A 16,982-nucleotide genomic window follows, 5' to 3' on the forward strand; every position below is an offset into this window, starting at 1 on the left:
CATGGAGACGATGTAAATTTACCCACCGCTCTATCACCGAATGATGGAGATCATGCTTATCGGCAAGCGCTCTATATCCTCCTTTATGAGCAAGATACTTCCGCACTATTTTCAACTTGAACTGCTCATCGTATTTAGTCATGAAAAAACCCCAAAAGTTGGTGTCCAACTTTTGGGGTTCAGTTCACTTGAGTCCGCTTTTTGCATTCCGGCTTCAGTTACTTTTTCAAATGCCGCAATGCCAGAGTCAAGGCCATCAATTGTATGGTCGCAGCCAGAAAGAAAGGTGCACCCAGCAAGATACTGCCTTTGGGAAAATGGCTGACTTGCCCGACGATCGACGTCCCTATCAGCGTGGCAAAAACGCTCATGATACTGGCCAACGCTGTCAGCGATCCCATGGCCAGTCCTTGCGAACGTGCATCGACGGCACGCGAGAAAAATCCTTGCAAGGCAGGCCCGGCAGCAAAGGCCAGCACGTTGCACAGGATAAGCACATACATCATCCAGCCCTGGTTCGCCAGGCCATAACAAGTCAGTGCCAGAGTCGAAGAGGCCAGGCCTATCAATACTGCATTCGCATCGCCAACGCGTTTGATATAAGACCCCAGGAACACGCCCTGCATGAGTACGCTGGAAACGCCGACCATGAACAGTGAAAAACCATTTTGCATGGGTGTCCAGCCAAAGCGCAATTCTGTCGATAAAACCCAAGTGGTTTGCAGAGTAAATTGAGCAAACATGGTCAACGCATAGACCCACACCAGTGCGCCTACACCACGCAAATGCGCCAGCCCCCGCAAACCGGCAAAGGGATTCGCGGCAGAAATATGAAAGTCCTTGCGGTGGTCGGCAGGCAGGGATTCTGGCAGCGAGAAATAACCATACACCACATTACCCAGCGATACAGCGGCAGCCAGATAAAACGGGTAATGTATATGCGCCTCACCCAGCAAGCCACCAACAACAGGCCCACAGATAAAACCGAGGCCAAACATCGCACCTATTTTACCCAGTGCCTTGGCGCGGTTTTCTGGTGTCGATACGTCGGCAATATAGGCATTTGCCACGGACAGATTACCTGCAGTAATACCGCCTATGGCACGCACCACCAGCATCCAGTAAATGCTGGTGACCTGAGTCAGCAAAAGGAAATTCAAACCGAGGCCGAATACACAGATCAATAACACCGGGCGGCGGCCAAAGCGATCACTGAGTGCGCCTATCATAGGAGCAAAGACAAATTGCATGACGCCATACACAGCGACAATCGCGCCATACCAGTAAGCCTGGCTGTCTGCCTGCAAGGTATAACTAGCCACCAGCCGTGGCAAGACCGGGATGATGAGACCTATGCCAAGGATGTCGAGGAATACCGTGATCAATACAAAACGTACATTGGTCGGCAGCGGCTTGGCAGCATCTGCCTGTTCAGAACTTGTCATACCAGACATCCTTTTAGCGGAATTTACGTAGCCTAATAGTATATGATTACCGTCAAGTACAATTGCACGGGAGCCATTATGGCTTTGTTTGATCACTTTCTCATCATTGCCTTGCTGGTCGCCATCAGCGCATTTTTTTCCATGTCCGAGATTTCACTGGCGGCTGCGCGCAAGGTCAAGCTGCAGATACTGTATGCAGAGGGCGAGCCACGTGCGGGCAAAGTGCTGGCACTACAGCAAGAGCCGGGACATTTTTTTACGGTCGTACAAATCGCCCTGAATGCGGTCGCCATACTTGGCGGTATCCTTGGTGAACAAGCCCTGACACCGTATATCCTGAAAGCTCTGGTCGCTATCTTTGGCATGACCAGTTGGGTAGAGACTGTCAGCTTTGTCACATCCTTTTTGTTCGTGACCTCGATTTTCATTTTGTTTGCAGACCTGATGCCCAAGAAGATTGCCATGATTTCGCCAGAGACCGTGGCGATGCTGGTAGTCAGCCCGATACTTTTGTGCGTGCGCCTGTTCAAGCCCCTGGTCTGGGTCTTCAATGGCCTGGCCAACCTGATGTTGCGTCTGTTTAATTTGCCGACGACCAGGAATGAGCAAATCACTTCAGATGAAATTTACGCCATGTTTGATGCCGGTGCCGAAGCAGGGGTGGTGTTGCAAAGCGAGCACCATATGATAGGCAATGTGTTCGAGCTGGAAAGCCGAACCGTGCCATCAGCCATGTCGCAGCGCGACAGCATTGTCTATTTCACTCTGCAAGATACTGATGTGGTCATACGCCAGAAGATCGCCGAGCATCCGCATACCAAGTTTTTGGTATGTGATGGCAATATCGACAATGTGGTCGGCTATGTCGAGTCCAAGGATATCTTGAAGCGGGTGCTGACCAACCAAGCATTTACCAAGGTGCAGGAATTATCCATACGCACAGCTCTTGCCGTGCCTGATTCGCTGACCCTGTCTGAAATGCTGGAACAATTCAAGGGAACGCGCGAAGACTTTGCTGTCATCTTCAATGAATATGCCCTGGTGGTGGGTGTCATCACCCTCAATGATGTGCTGAGTACCCTGATGGGCAATCTGGTTCACCCCTTCCTCGAAGACCAGATCGTCCAGCGTGATGCCAATTCCTGGCTCATTGACGGTGCGACAACAATCGAGGATGTCTGCCGCGCTCTCGACATCGATAGCTTGCCTGAGCAGGGAAGCTATGAGACCATTGCCGGTTTCATGATGACGATGCTGAAAAGGATACCCAAGCGCACTGATTTTGTCATGCTGGGGGCTTACAAATTCGAAGTCGTCGATATTGACCACTACCGCATAGATCAATTGCTGGTCGTCAGACTCGATGATGCGGCCGATACCAGCAAATCACCATAATTATTACTGTTTTGCTATCTGGTTTCTTCAGCATCAGGTCTTAACCCATTTTTATCACCGTCAACAGCAGCTTCTGCAAAGCTGCTGACTTACCCGTTTTTATCAGGATTTTCATGTCGCACGCTTGTGGAGTAGATTTTGGCACCTCGAATTCAACTGTTGGCTGGCACAGGCCGGGCCAGCCTGCGCTGTTAGCGCTGGAAGAGGGCAAAGTCACCCTGCCATCGGTGGTATTTTTCGATGTGGAAGATGAACAAGTCAGTTATGGCCGGGCGGCGCTGAGCAATTATCTGGCTGGCTATGAAGGCCGTCTAATGCGCTCGATGAAGAGCTTGCTGGGCACCAGCCTCATGGATGGCCAGACTGAGGTACAGGGCAAGTCCGTGCCTTTCCGCCATTTGCTGGCGCAATTTATCGGTGAACTCAAAGCACGTGCAGAAAAATCTGCGGGCTGCAACTTTACCCAGACTGTCATAGGCCGGCCTGTGCATTTTATCGATGATGACAGCAAGGCCGACAAACTCGCACAAGACACGCTGGAACAAATCGCCCGCGCAGCAGGGTTCAGGGAAGTGCAATTCCAGTATGAACCAATTGCTGCCGCCTTTGATTATGAATCACGCATCAGCAAGGAAGAACTGGTACTGGTTGCCGACATAGGCGGTGGTACCTCAGACTTTTCGCTGGTGCGCCTGGCGCCGGAACGTGCCCACAAAATAGACAGGAAAGACGATATCCTCGCCAATGGCGGCGTCCACATAGGTGGCACTGACTTTGACAAATACCTGAGTCTGAACCATGTCATGCCGCTGCTGGGCCTCGGTGGCCGCCTCGGCAGCCAGATCGAAGTACCTTCCAGCTATTATTTCAACCTGGCAACCTGGCACACGATTAACCTGACGTATACCCAAAAAGTCTGGCGTGAATTACAAGAAGTTTATCGTGATATCAATACGCCGGAATTGCGCCTGCGCTTTGAACGCCTGCTAAACCTGGTCGAAGAACGCGATGGTCACTGGCTGGCTATCAAGTCGGAAGAAGCCAAAATCTTATTATCAGATCAACAAGCGATAGACTTGCCACTCGAGCGTCTGCGCAGCAAACAAGCAAGCCCCGTCTGCCATCTGGCACTGGACCAGCAAGGTTTGCAGGCCTCGATTGCCCATCTGACCAGCAATATCGGCGACACCGTCAATACCGTACTGAACATGGCAAACCTGAAACCGGAACAGGTCGATACCGTGTTTTTCACTGGCGGCTCCAGTGGCGTACGCGGCTTGCGCCAGCAGATCGCCAGCATCGTCCCCACTGCCACCAAGGTTGAAGGTGATTTGTTTGGCAGCATAGGATCAGGCCTGGGCCTGGATGCCGCCCGCCGTTTTGCATGAAAATTGCGCTTGCAAGCTTCATGTCAGGTTTGGTTAATATATTTCACTTAAAGTCACAATGTCGGTGAGCCACGGCTGCGCCCGGCGACAAAACTTAAACTATACTTGTTGCATCAATTAGCAGGCTTTTCTATCCGGAGAAGGCATGTCGAACGAACAAGACGATGATGATGAGCTGTTCCTGGTTGAGGATGCGGAAGAAGAAGCCGCGACTCAGCAAGCAGGGCGCAGCTGGAAAATCGCCATCGTCGATGATGATGAAGACGTACACCGCACCACCTGCTTTGCACTGCAATATGTGCATATCCTGAACCGCCCCCTGGAATTTATCCACACTTACTCTAAAAGTGAAACCCGCAAGGTATTCGCCAGCGAAAGCGATATCGCCGTAGTATTGCTTGATGTGGTCATGGAAACCGAGCATGCCGGACTGGAACTGGTCAGTTTCATCCGCGATGAACTGGGCTGGAGCGATACCCGCATCATCCTGCGCACCGGTCAACCCGGTTATGCGCCGGAAGAAGAAGCCATACGCGATTACGACATCAATGACTATAAAACCAAGAATGAGCTGACCCGCAAAAAGCTGCTGACCTCGCTGACCGCGGCCGTGCGATCGTATGAACAGATACGCACCATCGATGCCAGCAGGCGCGGCCTGCACCAGATCATCAGCTCCAGCGCCGCCTTCACTTTCGAACACGGCATACAGTCTTTTGCCAGCGGCGTGATAACCCAGATTGCTGCCTTGTGCGGTGTACCGCCTGAAGGCTTGCTGTGTGCCCAGGGTGAGCTCAATGAGTTTGATGAAGAAATCCCTGAGACCTTCAACGTCATCGCTTCTGCCGGGCATTACAGCAACCTGATGAATTGCCCGATTGATGATATCCACAATGCCCGCGTGCGCGATGCTTTGCGGCATGTGCTGACAAACCGTGAATCATTATTCACCGATCACAGCATGACGCTGTATTTTTCTGGCCGGGGTAACCGCCCTCTGGCGGCCTTTATCGACTTGCCGTTTTCACTGTCAGAGATCAACCAGCATTTGCTGGAAGTGTTTTGTTCCAATCTAGGCGTTTGCCTCGATAACCTGAGCCTAGTCAACCAGCTCAAGAACCATGCTTACCGCGACCAGTTGCTCAAACTGCCCAACCGCCTGAAGTTCATAGAGCAGATCAGTGCGACCCTGGCCAATGAACTGCCAGGACAAATGGTGGCGCTCATGGACATTGATGATTTTGCCGAAATCAATGATGTACTCGGTCACCATTATGGCGACCTGATACTCAAGGCCGTGGCCGACAGGCTGCGTGAAAAACTCGGTGCACCCATCTTTCTGGCGCGCATTTCCGGTGACGTATTTGGTCTGCTCGGTAGCAAGGAATTGCTTGAACCGGAAACCCTGAAGCTGATGTTTGTACAGCCATTCACGATAGCAGAAACTGCCCATGCAGTATCGATGTCGATAGGCATGGTAGCACTCGAAGGTTATATCGGTGATGGTGCCGAGCCGCTGAAAGATGCAAGTATTGCCCTCAAACGCACCAAGATACACCAGCGCGGCAGTTGCACCTTGTTCACCCGCTCAATGGGTATAGAGATACGCGAACGCGCAACCCTGATGCAGCATTTGCACAAGGCCTTTGATGCCGAGCGCCTGTTCCTGATGTACCAGCCGCAAATTGATCTGGAGACTGGCAAATTCACCGGGCTGGAAGCACTGATACGCTGGCGCAATGATGATGGTGTGCTGATACCACCGAATGATTTTATCCCGCTGGCTGAATATTCCGGCCTCATCATCAGCCTCGGTGCCTGGGTATTGCGCACCGCCTGCTTCATGATGGTCAGGCTGCAAAAAGCCGGGATTGCGCCGCAACGCATGGGGGTGAATGTCTCGGTCGTGCAATTCCGCCAGGACGACTTCATCGCCATTGTGGAATCCGCATTGAAGGATACTGGTTTGCAGCCAGAAAACCTGGAACTGGAAATTACCGAATCAGTCACGATGACCAGCGCCATCCTGTTTGAAAGCAAACTCGCCAGTTTGAAAAAACTGGGTGTCAAAATCGCTATCGATGATTTTGGCACTGGCTTTTCTTCACTGAGTTACCTGGACAAATTGCCGGTCGATAGACTCAAGATAGACCGCGCCTTCGTCAACCAGATCGATACGCCCGAAGGGCCGCGTATCGCCGAACTGATTACCCAGCTAGGTAAGAAACTCGGCCTGCAAGTCATTGCCGAAGGGGTAGAGCATGAAGCCCACTGGAAGACATTAGCAGCGATGGGTTGCCATGAAGCCCAGGGCTTTTACATAGGCCGCCCGATGCTGGAAGAAAATCTCATCAGCTGGATCAATCTCAGAAAATAAAAGGCTGTCACAAAACGGGCAAGATACTTCACTCCCCCGTCTCGCAACAGCCTTCTATCACAACATATAAGCCAAATACTGCGTGCAGCATCTGGCTTCTTAAAGCTTACTTGCTACAGCTTACTTGCTACAACTTACTTCTTGTCCGTCATGGCTGGGCGGTCACCTGTCTTGTGTTCAGGGCCATGCTCACCACCAGGCCTGCCCATGCGATCACGCATATGCGATGCCATGCGGCGATGGCTTTCATCAAAAATCTTTTGCTGCTCAGGTGTCAGCACAGCATAGAAAGTTTTCAGGGCGGTCAGGCGCGTTTGCATTTTCGCCAGATGCTCTTTCATTTTTTCCAGGCCTTTTTCCATACGCTCTGGCGTCGTCAGTTTTTCCATTTCCTTGCGGTCAGGACGGGCTGGCATGGTGCCTGGATTCATGGCATCAATAAAAGTTTTCCAGGCTGGTTCTTGCGCAGCCGTGATCTTCAATTTGTCATGCAGCTCAGCCTGGTGCTTGGCCATACGCTCTTTCATTTTTTCTGCCCACTTGGCAGGGTCGCCATGTGGCTGGCCATGACCGGCATTGGCAGAAGCAGATGCTGGTGAAGGAGGCTGTGCCAAGGCGCTGCCTGCACTACCGATCATGCTCAGGCCAACAGCCGTCACTGCGATCATGAGTTTCTTTTGGAGTTGCTTTTGTAAGGTATTCATCATTTATTTTCTCTTTCTGTTCAGAAGAATAAACTCACAGGTCTGCTGCACATACTCTGCAAATTTGTGAGTCAAGCTGACTGATCGCTTGCGGGACTGGATGCAAGTCCGGTGTTGCGGTCTCAGACATGTGGTGCATCTTGCAGCAAGCTTGTAACGTCGAAATGTCCGTCTGCTCTCGCTTTGTATCGACGTGTAACAGTAGAGAATGATAAGGTGGTATGTTACGGTTTAAGATAACAAGACGATACAAAATCAGGGTTTTTATAGACTGGATCGGGCTCATAATGAAGAACATGGACACACCAAATAAAATTCTCATCGTTGATGACGATCGCGACATCCGCAACCTGCTGGCTGATTATCTGGATAATAATGGCTACAGCACCATCATGGCGGCCGAAGGCAATGCCATGTGGGCAGCCCTGCAAAATCACCAGGTCGATCTGGTCGTACTGGATTTAAATTTGCCTGGCGATGATGGGCTGACACTGTGCCGCACCCTGCGCAGCAAATCGACTTTGCCGGTCATCATGCTGACTGCACGCGGCGAGCCACTGGACCGCATCCTGGGTCTGGAAATGGGCGCCGATGATTACCTGCCCAAACCTTTTGAGCCACGCGAATTACTGGCCCGCATACGCAGTGTATTGCGCCGCACCCAGACCAATGTCAACACACATTCTGGTGAAGCCTTGCAAAAACTTAAATTTGCGGGCTGGACCCTGGACCTGACGGCCCGCCACCTGATCAGCCCTGACGGCATGGTGGTGTCTTTGTCGGGTGCAGAATTCCGTATGTTGAATATTTTTTTGGAACACCCCAACCGCGTACTGAACCGTGACCAGTTGTTGAACATGACACATGGCCGCGATGCAGACCCGTTTGACCGCTCCATCGATATTCAGATCAGCCGCTTGCGGCAAAAACTGCGCGAAGATGCGCGTTCGCCTCAGATTATAAAAACCGTCAGGAACGGTGGCTATGTACTAGCCGTGACTGTCGTCGTGGAGCAAGATGCATGAAAATCCTTTCGTCGATGTGGGGCCGGGTATTTGCCATCCTGCTGGTAGGCGTCATCGCATCGGCGGTACTGACCTGGTCGCTGGCTTTTGGCGAAAGACAGAAAACCATATCGCAATACCGGGATTCTCACGCGGTTGAACGGGCCGAACAACTGGTGCTGGCACTGGATGCGCTGCCAGCCGAGAACCGCGAAAAATTTTTGGCAACAGCACCGCGCCTGGGTTTGAAGGTGGCTACCCTGCCAGCGGAAACCACTGACCAGGCACCACGTTCTGACTATGCAGCAGCAGTCAGCGAAAGACTGGGCAAGACGTTTCGCGTGATGTCATTGGCGCAGGACCCTGAATCATGCCCGCGCAACCCGCAAAATGTACAGACCAACCGCCTGCCCTGCGAAGCGCTGGGTATCACCCTGCATGATGGCACTGCCCTGCGCCTGACAGTATTACCGCCGCGTAATCCGGCTCCGCCATTGCGCCCTGACTTTTTGCAATACCTGTTCCTGTTCCTGGCAAGCATAGCCGTACTGGCTTACCTGATCGCCCGCATGACCATGCGGCCTTTGCAGCAAATGGCAAAGGCAGCCACCGCATTGGGGCAGGATATCAACCGCCCGCCTTTGCCAGAAAAAGGCGCGACAGAAATTTTGCAGGCCACCCGTGCCTTCAATGCCATGCAAGCCAGAATACGCCAGCATATTGCCCAGCGCACCCATATGCTGGCGGCGATCACTCATGACTTGCAAACCCCGCTGACGCGCCTGCGCTTGCGCCTGGAAAAGGTCAGGGACGAAGAATTGCGCGACAAACTCATCGAAGATTTATCCGGCATGCAAATGATGATACGCGAAGGCCTGGACCTAGCGCGCAGCATGGACAGCAATGAAGCCCTGAAACCGCTGGACCTGGATTCTCTGCTCGACAGCGTCTGCGCCGACGCTGCTGATGCCGGACAAAATGTCAGCTTTGAAGGCAAACCCGGTTTGACTGTCATGGCCAGACCACAAGCCCTGCGCCGCTGCCTGACCAATCTCATCGACAATGCCGTCAAATATGGTCAATATGCAACGGTCAGCCTGGTGTCAGGCAAGGACGCCGCCAAGGATGTCTTGCATGTATTGATACGTGACGGTGGTCATGGCATACCGCCCGAATTTCAAAGCAAGGTATTTGAGCCATTCTTTCGTATGGAAACTTCGCGCTCCAGAGAATCCGGCGGTACCGGACTGGGCCTGACGATAGCCCAGAATATCGCTCAGCAACATGGCGGTAAATTGCAGTTAAGCAATCTGCCCGAAGGTGGCCTGGAAGTGCGTCTGACCCTGCCCTTGCAAACGGCCTGAGTCCTTTTTTCGTTTTTCCCCTCGCTGCCCCGCAGGCTATGCCAGCCCTGCCGGGCAGTGGTGCAGCCTGATTTGCACAACTTTGCACAACACAGAGCTGTTGCTGGCATCAGCAATGCTCAAAAAGTCTGTCTCCCCCTGTCCAGGCAAGCCCGCGTCCCTGTAAAATCCGGGGAAAACCTGAGGACTTGCCCATGATTAATCTACAACTAAGTGATGTCAGCCACATCATACAACTCTCGATCGCCCCGGTATTTCTGCTGACCGGCGTCGGTACCACGCTCTCTGTGCTGACCAGCCGCCTGGCACGCATCATAGACCGCTCCAGGGTGGTAGAAGATCTGCTGCATGGAGAGAACAGCCCGCCTGTGAGCCCTCCGGGCGTCGAAGAAGAATTACATGAGCTGTATGAGCGTTCGCACCTGATCAACCGCGCCATCACCCTCAGCACCTCTTGTGGTCTGCTGATCTGTCTGGTGATTGCTACCCTTTTCATGGGGGACGCGACCAGCCTGAACCTCGACAAGCTGATCGCCACGCTGTTTGTAGGCGGGGTGTTTTCCCTGATAGGCAGCTTCATTTATTTCATGCGAGAGATTTTTGTAGCAACCAAGACCCTGACGCGTCAGCGCAATCTGGGCAGACGCAAAATCATAGAACGCGAATAAATCTTTGCATCCAGCAAAAAGCCCCGCATCGCAAGATGACGGGGCTTTTTTACTGGCTGGCTGCTTTACTTTAAGCGACTATTTCAAGATATTACTTTGCTACCGCTGGTGCCTGTACCGTAACAATGACATCAATCGAAGCAGTACCTGGATTGGCCACCGTAATTGGCTGGTAGCTGCCAGTAGCGCGGAAAATCAGTGTGCCCGGAGTGGCAGGCGCAATGAACCCGGCATTGCTGGTACCTGCACCGGCGATTGCAACAGTAGGTCCGGCAATCTGCGTCCAGCTGTAATAGATGATATTGCTGGTGTTCGACGGTGCATCGACTTTCAGGGTCACGGCACTATTGGTCAGCACTAACTGCACCGGTGTATACGACACCAGCGAGATAGGTGGCAGCGGATCGACATAAAACACCACATCCAGTTGTACCAGCGGGTCCAGCGAAAAACCACCGGGCTGGATGACAGAATTGGACGCATTGAGGGTAAATACAAAAGGCGTGCGGGTATCAACAAACTTGGGCAAAGCCGCGCTGGCGACACTGCTGAAGGCGTTGAAGATTTCTACCGAAGGACCGGATTTTTGCTTCCAGTAATAATAGATAGGCGTGCTGCTGTCGACCTTGCCATTTGCATCGTATTTGACTGACTTGCTGCCATCAAGCGTGATAGTGGAACCCGCCGCCACCACACCACCGCTGTAAGAGATAGGCACAACGGTAGGTTTGACGATAGGCGTCACTGTCACAGTCTGGGTTGCGGTACCGACTTTTTGCTTGTCATCAGTCACACGACACTGAATTTTCAAGGCCGTGGATTCTTTCACTACTGGCGCGGTAAAGCTGGTCGCGGCAGCATCTGTCGGTGCCAGGGTGATGGTAGTACCGGCAGCATCGCTGACTACCCATTGATAAGAGTAAGGCTCGCCTATTGCCGCTGGTGTGCCGCCACTACCGGCGCAACTCAAGCTGACCTTGTCACCCGAGGCTGCGTTAGTCGTCCCGCTGACTTTGGCAGTTGGGCTGGCGGTAGCAGAGGCTTCCTGCTTGACCAGCAAAGTTGTGGATGCCTTGATGGTATTGCCTTTGACATCGACCGCATTGAGCGTGAATTTATAGGTGTAGTCCGCCGTCAATAAGGTAGGTGGTGTCACTTGCAGCACGCAACTCGCATCTGCCCCTGTGCTGCTCTTGCTGATGGTCTTGCAGTCAGCATTTGTCACCGCTGCCAGCGGGTTGGCCGACAAGGTCAGGTTTTCTACCTGCCAATACATATTCGTGATGATGCCGGCGGTACTGCTGGCCTGGCCGTTGAGGCTCAGAGGCGCGCCGCTAGTCACGGACAGAGCATCAGGGACGGCAATTGCCATGGGATTGGCCGTGGGAGTGCCTGTACCCGCCGTACCACCACTACCACCACTACCGCCACTGCCTCCACCACAGGCCACCATAGCCAGGCTGGAAAAAACGATTAGGGCTGTTTTGATTTGCTGAACCACGCTGACTCCGATGTCTTGCTGAATAGGGGAATGCTTAACATTGTAGCTTCATGCCAGCGTTTGCAATACCTTTCAGCTAAATGTTGACAAAATGTTTCAAGTTTTTGGAAAACATCAATATTTTGCGAACGATCGTGCAAAAAATAATTAGGTATGGCACTCTAATCAAAAAAATTCCAAACAGACTGGAGACTGACGATGAATACCCTGCACTACGCCCACTGGCCGCAAGGCTTGCCGCATCACCTGATCGCGCCGGAAGCCAGCGTGTATACAAATCTGCAGGTGTCCGCACTGCGTTACCCGGACAAGGCGGCGATCATCTTTTATGACACCGTCATCACTTACCGCCAATTGCATGAAGAAGTGCTGGCCCTGGCGGGCTATCTGCAAGAAGTATGCGGCGTGCAAAAAGGCGACCGGGTCTTGCTGAACATGCAAAACAGCCCGCAATTTGTCATAGGTTTTTATGCCATCCTGCGCGCAGACGCCATGGTGGTACCAGTCAATCCCATGCTGATGACAGATGAACTCGCGCATTACATTGATGACAGCTGTGCCAGAACCGCCCTGGTCTCGCAAGAAATTTTCTCGCGCTTGCAACCATTAGTAGGCCAGGGTATCTTGCAAAATGCGATAGTGGCTACTTACTCTGATCATTTGACTGCAGCAACCAACCTGACCATCCCTGATTTTGTGAAGGCAGAGCGCCAGGTGCCCGTACAGGCTGGCGTCAGTAGCTGGCAAGCTGCGCTGACAGCAGGACATCAGGCGCAAGTCCATCAGGCGGGGCCGGAAGACCTGGCCTGCATGCCTTATACCTCAGGCACGACAGGCAAACCCAAGGGCTGCATACATACCCATCGCTCAGTCATTTTCAATACGGTGGCCAGCCCCACCTGGTCGGGCAATATAGTTGCCAATCATGTGTCTTTGGCAGTGCTGCCATTCTTCCATGTGACGGGCATGCAATCGGTGATGAACAGCATGATTTACTGTGGCGGCACCCTGGTCATCCTGCCACGCTGGGACAGGGATGCGGCCGGACAGCTCATCACCCGCTATGCCGTCAGTAACTGGACGCTGGTGCCATCGATGATGATAGATTTCCTGTCCAACCCGCGTCTGGCTGAATATGATATCTCCAGGCTGACCCGGGTATCTGGTGGCGGCGCAGCCATGCCCGCCGCGATTGCCCAAAAGCTGCTGGACTTGTCCGGGCAGGTATACATGGAAGGTTATGGCCTGTCAGAAACCATGGCCGCTTCCCATGTCAATCCTGCACAGCGCATGAAGCAGCAGTGCCTGGGCGTGCCCTATTTCAATGTCGATTCACGCATCGTTGACCCGACCACCCTGCAAGAAGTAAAACAGGGCGAAACCGGCGAAATCTGGATACACGGCCCGCAAGTCTTCCAGGGTTACTGGAACGACCCACAAAAAACCGCCGATGCCTTTGCCGAACTCGACGGCAAAAAATTCTTCCGCTCCGGTGACCTAGGCTATATGGACCCTGAAGGCTTCTTCTTCTTCACCGACCGCCTGAAACGCATGATCAACGCAGCTGGCTTCAAAGTCTGGCCCGCCGAAGTCGAATCCATGATGTACCAGCACCCCGCCATCCAGGAGTGCTGCATCATCGCCGCCCACGATGCCTACCGCGGTGAAACCGTCAAAGCCGTGGTTGTTAAAAAACCTGGCAGCGACGTGACTGCAGAGGACATCATGACCTGGGCGCATGAAAAAATGGCCGCGTACAAGGTGCCCAAATTTGTCGAGTTTGTGGATAGTTTGCCGAAATCAGGGACTGGGAAAGTGATGTGGCGGACACTGCAGGAGAAGGAAGCGGCGAAAGCTAAGACTTAAGCTTCAAGCAATTTAATTGCGGTCGTGGAGGGGGTTGGTTTTGACGTTGGGTCTGCCTTTGACTTTTCGCCGTTCCCATGTGTAGCCGCCATTTGTGCTGTACAGAAAATGGATTAAGAAATGCCCGTGTTTGAGCGCAGCGAGTTTTGGGCATTTCCCATTTTTTGTACTGCACAAATGGGCACCCCGTAGGGGCGGCTATGCCTGGGTCGCCTTTCTTTGAATTCTTTCTTTGGCGACGCAAAGAAAGAATTTCGGCCGCCGGGCCGAGACCCGGCTTGTGTCCACGGAGGGCAATCGTTTTAATCAAAGTACGGCAATGCAACAAACGCCACTAGGCTCCAGCCTGCGCTGGAGCGACGAATTTAAGATTGCACTTTGGCTTATTTTTTACCGTTCATCGACGAAGCCCCACCTTCTCTCAAGGCAAAGGAAAAATCAAACATGTCGTCGTTGCATGCGCATAAATCTTCCCCGCCGCATCCACAATACGCCCCTCAGCAGTACCAACCTGCTTACCCACCTGTATGACCTTGCCCTCAGCCCGCACAGGCCCGGTCTTGGCATTCATCGCGCGGATCAGGTTCACCTTGATTTCCAGCGTGGTATAGCCCACACCAGCTGGCAACATCGATTGCACGGCGCAACCAACGGCAGAATCAAGCAAAGTACAGAAGTAACCACCATGCACACTGCCCAGCGGGTTGTAATGCTGCAAACCCGGCGTACCCTGGAACACGATGCGGCCGGCCTCGCCTTCTACCGGGATGAAATCCAGGGTCTTGCCTATGTGGGCAACCGGGTATTTCCCTTCAAGGATGCCACGCAAGAAATCAATACCGCTGACTGCTTTCAATTGATCCAGACCCAGCACGCCGGGTTCTGCCATGCGCGCGCGAACTGCAGCTTCCTGTTCCTGCCATTGTTTCAAAATCGCTGCTGCGTCACCCTTTGCGTCATTCTTTACATCACTCATCATGCATCCTTCCGGGGGAATAAAATCATCTGGGTACAACGGAACAGGGCAATCGTCTTGCCCTCATAACTGACTATGGCATCCCAGACCTGTGTCGTGCGGCCCAGATGCACGGCAGTGGCGACCACGCTGATGGTGCCGGCGCGGGCGGTGCCCAGGTGATTGGATTTCAGTTCAATTGTCGTAAAACTCTGTGCCCCTTCTGGCAGGCTGGCGACACAGCCATAACCGCAGGCGGTATCTGCCAGGGTCACCACGCTGCCGGCATGCAAATAGCCGTTAGGGGCCAGCAGATGTGGCAGCACTGGCAATTCTGCCGTCACCTTGCCTTTTTCCACCGTCAGGATATTGATACCCAGGTGACCGGGTAAAAATTGGGCACCGAACTGGTTCAGGCGTTGTGCCTGTTCTTCTGATGCTAGTGTGTTAGCGGCAGTATCTGCTGAGGACATCATTTTTCCTTTGCTCATATAAACTACTTTCCAGGCTACATTCTAGTTATTGCAGGAAAGCGCTGACAGTGTCAGTATTGACTCTTTTGATGCAGATTACGACAAATGGCACATATCGAAGTCTGGCTCTACCCTCAATGCATGGCATCTGCGGTCACTGGTCCGCTGGATGTGTTTGCGGTCGCCAATGCCATCTGGTCGCTGAAGAACGTCGATGATGTAGATCCGCTGTTCACCTGGAGCACCCATTCCATTGATGGCAAGCCTGTCATGACACCTGCCAGGGTCAGTCTGGGTGCGGATGCCTGCATACGTGCTGACAGCAAGGCCGACATCATCTTATTACCCGGTTTGTACATGGAAAACGGTGTTACCGGCCTGACCAGCAGCATGCATGCGATGCGTGAACTTTTCCCCATCTTGCGAACCAGACACGCCCAGGGTTGTGTGCTGGCCGCCAATTGCAGCGCCACCTTCTTGCTGGCAGAGGCTGGTTTGCTGGATGGCGGCCATGCAACAACAACCTGGTGGCTGGAAAGAGCATTTAAGACCCGTTACCCAGAAGTCAGCCTGCGCTTGTCAGAAGTACTGGATGAATATGAAAATATCCTGACCAGCGGTGCCGCCACCAGCTTTTTGAATCTTGCCTATCATCTGGTCGAACGCTTTGGTGGCCAGGATATTGCCAGCGGCGTCGCCAAGACTTTGCTTATCGATGCCAACCGTACTTCGCAAATGCCATACATGCAAATGCTGAGCCTGACCCAGCAAGATACCCACCAGCATGAAAACATCCTGGTGCAACGTGCGCAAAAATGGCTGAGCCTGCATCATCACCTGCCTTTTCGCCTGCCTGCACTGGCCAGGCATCTGGCAGTCAGTGAACGCACTGTAATACGCCACTTTCACCAGACTCTCGACACAACACCAGCCAGTTATGCCCAGCAAGTCAAAATGGATATCGCCAAGCGTCTGCTGGAAACCACCACGCTGACACTGGAACAAGTGGCAGAACGCACAGGTTATAGCGACCCCAGCTCATTCCGCAGGCTGTTTAAAAAACATTCTGGCCTGTCACCTGCCAGTTATCGTGAGCAATTCAGACCAGCAAGACGCCTCGCAACTAGTACCTGAGAGTCAGGCTACAAATTTCATACAAAAAAGCCAAGGAAATTTAGCTTAATTTCCATGTGGAAATTATTTCTGAGACTTTTCTGGATATAATCTTTGCATGCACAAGCTACCCGGAAAAAGAAAAGTCTCGTATGGCGCTGAAACAACAGCGCCAGAAGCGCCCGCTTCTTTGAAGGATGTGGCCCCTGACGCAGGCCTCTTGACGCCACCCCTACCCCCACCTCTGACCGCTCCGGATTTGGCTGAGGCCATCCTGGTGCAGGATACTCCCCCGTCCGAAAACCCGGCTATCTCGGATACGCTCGCCAAATTCAATGTCGTCAGAACGCAACTACTACGTTCGCACACGCGCTATCTGGTCAAATGGCAAGTGACGCTGACGCATGAACAGGCTGGGGAAAAACTGAGTTATTACGGCAAGGTCAATGATATTTCCGAAAATGGCCTCAGCATGTTCTGTGACTACAATGTCTTCTTTAGCGGCAAGGTCAAACTGGTCATGACGCTGCCACCGCTGAACGTAGGTATGCAGGCGCAAAAAATAGAAGTCGAGAGCAAGATGGTGTATATCATACTGTCGCAATTCTCATTCCGCATAGGCCTGGAATTCCTGAACTTCCATGCCGGTGAAAAGAAAATCCTGATGGACAGGCTGGAAAGCAGCAATGCCGCGCTCAGACCCGGCAATGCTTAAATAGCAAAACACAA

At 52.7% G+C, this 16,982-nt stretch carries 15 protein-coding genes; 9 read left to right on the forward strand and 6 right to left on the reverse strand.

The features are described from left to right. Together ACO0LL_RS14800 and ACO0LL_RS14805 are read right to left on the reverse strand one after the other, a co-directional pair. Positions 1-142 (reverse strand): transposase (locus ACO0LL_RS14800; RefSeq protein ID WP_422951776.1); only part of this gene is annotated, 142 nt, incomplete at its 3' end. 76 nt (positions 143-218) lie between these two features. After that, on the reverse strand, positions 219-1,445 hold the full coding sequence (locus ACO0LL_RS14805; protein WP_422951619.1) for an MFS transporter: 1,227 nt from the start codon (positions 1,443-1,445) through the stop codon (positions 219-221). A gap of 78 nt (positions 1,446-1,523) precedes the next feature. On the opposite strand from ACO0LL_RS14805, the gene ACO0LL_RS14810 reads away from it, so the two are divergent. The 3 genes from ACO0LL_RS14810 (at position 1,524) to ACO0LL_RS14820 (ending at position 6,605) form a co-directional block, all read left to right on the forward strand. Then, positions 1,524-2,840: a hemolysin family protein gene (locus ACO0LL_RS14810; protein WP_422951620.1), complete on the forward strand. Its 1,317-nt coding sequence runs from the start codon at positions 1,524-1,526 to the stop codon at positions 2,838-2,840. A gap of 113 nt (positions 2,841-2,953) precedes the next feature. Further along, complete coding sequence (locus ACO0LL_RS14815) at positions 2,954-4,228, forward strand: Hsp70 family protein (RefSeq protein ID WP_422951621.1); 1,275 nt, start codon at positions 2,954-2,956, stop codon at positions 4,226-4,228. A 145-nt stretch (positions 4,229-4,373) separates the two neighbouring features. Continuing rightward, on the forward strand, positions 4,374-6,605 hold the full coding sequence (locus ACO0LL_RS14820; RefSeq protein WP_422951622.1) for a bifunctional diguanylate cyclase/phosphodiesterase: 2,232 nt from the start codon (positions 4,374-4,376) through the stop codon (positions 6,603-6,605). A gap of 134 nt (positions 6,606-6,739) precedes the next feature. Here ACO0LL_RS14820 and ACO0LL_RS14825 read toward each other — a convergent pair whose 3' ends face one another. Next, complete coding sequence (locus ACO0LL_RS14825; protein ID WP_422951623.1) at positions 6,740-7,309, reverse strand: Spy/CpxP family protein refolding chaperone; 570 nt, start codon at positions 7,307-7,309, stop codon at positions 6,740-6,742. A gap of 296 nt (positions 7,310-7,605) precedes the next feature. Here ACO0LL_RS14825 and ACO0LL_RS14830 point away from each other — a divergent pair, with 296 nt between their 5' ends. The 3 genes from ACO0LL_RS14830 (at position 7,606) to ACO0LL_RS14840 (ending at position 10,345) form a co-directional block, all read left to right on the forward strand. Beyond that, positions 7,606-8,334, forward strand: coding sequence for a response regulator (locus tag ACO0LL_RS14830; protein ID WP_422951624.1), 729 nt, complete (start codon positions 7,606-7,608; stop codon positions 8,332-8,334). Next, positions 8,331-9,677 (forward strand): ATP-binding protein, encoded by a 1,347-nt coding sequence (locus ACO0LL_RS14835; protein WP_422951625.1) that lies wholly within the window; start codon positions 8,331-8,333, stop codon positions 9,675-9,677. The genes ACO0LL_RS14830 and ACO0LL_RS14835 overlap by 4 nt, the downstream gene beginning before the upstream one ends. A gap of 197 nt (positions 9,678-9,874) precedes the next feature. Beyond that, complete coding sequence (locus ACO0LL_RS14840; protein ID WP_422951777.1) at positions 9,875-10,345, forward strand: DUF2721 domain-containing protein; 471 nt, start codon at positions 9,875-9,877, stop codon at positions 10,343-10,345. 91 nt (positions 10,346-10,436) lie between these two features. Here the strand turns inward: ACO0LL_RS14840 and ACO0LL_RS14845 are convergent, their stop codons facing one another. After that, positions 10,437-11,846 (reverse strand): hypothetical protein, encoded by a 1,410-nt coding sequence (locus tag ACO0LL_RS14845; RefSeq protein WP_422951626.1) that lies wholly within the window; start codon positions 11,844-11,846, stop codon positions 10,437-10,439. Between the two features lie 198 nt (positions 11,847-12,044). Here ACO0LL_RS14845 and ACO0LL_RS14850 point away from each other — a divergent pair, with 198 nt between their 5' ends. Beyond that, positions 12,045-13,712, forward strand: coding sequence for a long-chain fatty acid--CoA ligase (locus ACO0LL_RS14850; RefSeq protein WP_422951627.1), 1,668 nt, complete (start codon positions 12,045-12,047; stop codon positions 13,710-13,712). A gap of 421 nt (positions 13,713-14,133) precedes the next feature. On the opposite strand, the gene ACO0LL_RS14855 is transcribed toward ACO0LL_RS14850, so the two are convergent. Continuing rightward, positions 14,134-14,688 (reverse strand): PaaI family thioesterase, encoded by a 555-nt coding sequence (locus tag ACO0LL_RS14855; protein ID WP_422951628.1) that lies wholly within the window; start codon positions 14,686-14,688, stop codon positions 14,134-14,136. Next, the gene (locus ACO0LL_RS14860) at positions 14,688-15,140 is read right to left on the reverse strand and encodes a PaaI family thioesterase (protein WP_422951629.1); all 453 of its coding nucleotides are present in this window, start codon (positions 15,138-15,140) and stop codon (positions 14,688-14,690) included. The genes ACO0LL_RS14855 and ACO0LL_RS14860 overlap by 1 nt, the downstream gene beginning before the upstream one ends. A gap of 105 nt (positions 15,141-15,245) precedes the next feature. Between ACO0LL_RS14860 and ACO0LL_RS14865 the strand changes: the two genes are divergently transcribed. After that, positions 15,246-16,274 carry a GlxA family transcriptional regulator gene (locus tag ACO0LL_RS14865; protein WP_162061349.1) on the forward strand — a complete coding sequence of 343 codons (1,029 nt, stop codon included), beginning with the start codon at positions 15,246-15,248 and terminating at the stop codon, positions 16,272-16,274. 97 nt (positions 16,275-16,371) lie between these two features. Continuing rightward, a complete protein-coding gene (locus ACO0LL_RS14870; RefSeq protein ID WP_422951630.1) occupies positions 16,372-16,968 on the forward strand; it encodes a PilZ domain-containing protein in 597 nt (198 codons plus the stop codon). The last annotated feature ends 14 nt before the right edge of the window (positions 16,969-16,982 follow it).

The sequence above is a fragment of the Undibacterium sp. TC4M20W genome, from assembly GCF_049340245.1.
GTDB lineage: Bacteria > Pseudomonadota > Gammaproteobacteria > Burkholderiales > Burkholderiaceae_D > Undibacterium.

Bases quoted from the DNA above. Each gene is read 5' to 3' on its own strand.
- ACO0LL_RS14805 (WP_422951619.1), bottom strand. From the start codon at position 1,445: ATGACAAGTTCTGAACAGGCAGATGCTGCCAAGCCGCTGCCGACCAAT.
- ACO0LL_RS14810 (WP_422951620.1), top strand. From the start codon at position 1,524: ATGGCTTTGTTTGATCACTTTCTCATCATTGCCTTGCTGGTCGCCATC.
- ACO0LL_RS14815 (WP_422951621.1), top strand. From the start codon at position 2,954: ATGTCGCACGCTTGTGGAGTAGATTTTGGCACCTCGAATTCAACTGTT.
- ACO0LL_RS14820 (WP_422951622.1), top strand. From the start codon at position 4,374: ATGTCGAACGAACAAGACGATGATGATGAGCTGTTCCTGGTTGAGGAT.
- ACO0LL_RS14825 (WP_422951623.1), bottom strand. From the start codon at position 7,309: ATGAATACCTTACAAAAGCAACTCCAAAAGAAACTCATGATCGCAGTG.
- ACO0LL_RS14830 (WP_422951624.1), top strand. From the start codon at position 7,606: ATGGACACACCAAATAAAATTCTCATCGTTGATGACGATCGCGACATC.
- ACO0LL_RS14835 (WP_422951625.1), top strand. From the start codon at position 8,331: ATGAAAATCCTTTCGTCGATGTGGGGCCGGGTATTTGCCATCCTGCTG.
- ACO0LL_RS14850 (WP_422951627.1), top strand. From the start codon at position 12,045: ATGAATACCCTGCACTACGCCCACTGGCCGCAAGGCTTGCCGCATCAC.
- ACO0LL_RS14855 (WP_422951628.1), bottom strand. From the start codon at position 14,688: ATGAGTGATGTAAAGAATGACGCAAAGGGTGACGCAGCAGCGATTTTG.
- ACO0LL_RS14860 (WP_422951629.1), bottom strand. From the start codon at position 15,140: ATGTCCTCAGCAGATACTGCCGCTAACACACTAGCATCAGAAGAACAG.
- ACO0LL_RS14865 (WP_162061349.1), top strand. From the start codon at position 15,246: ATGGCACATATCGAAGTCTGGCTCTACCCTCAATGCATGGCATCTGCG.
- ACO0LL_RS14870 (WP_422951630.1), top strand. From the start codon at position 16,372: ATGCACAAGCTACCCGGAAAAAGAAAAGTCTCGTATGGCGCTGAAACA.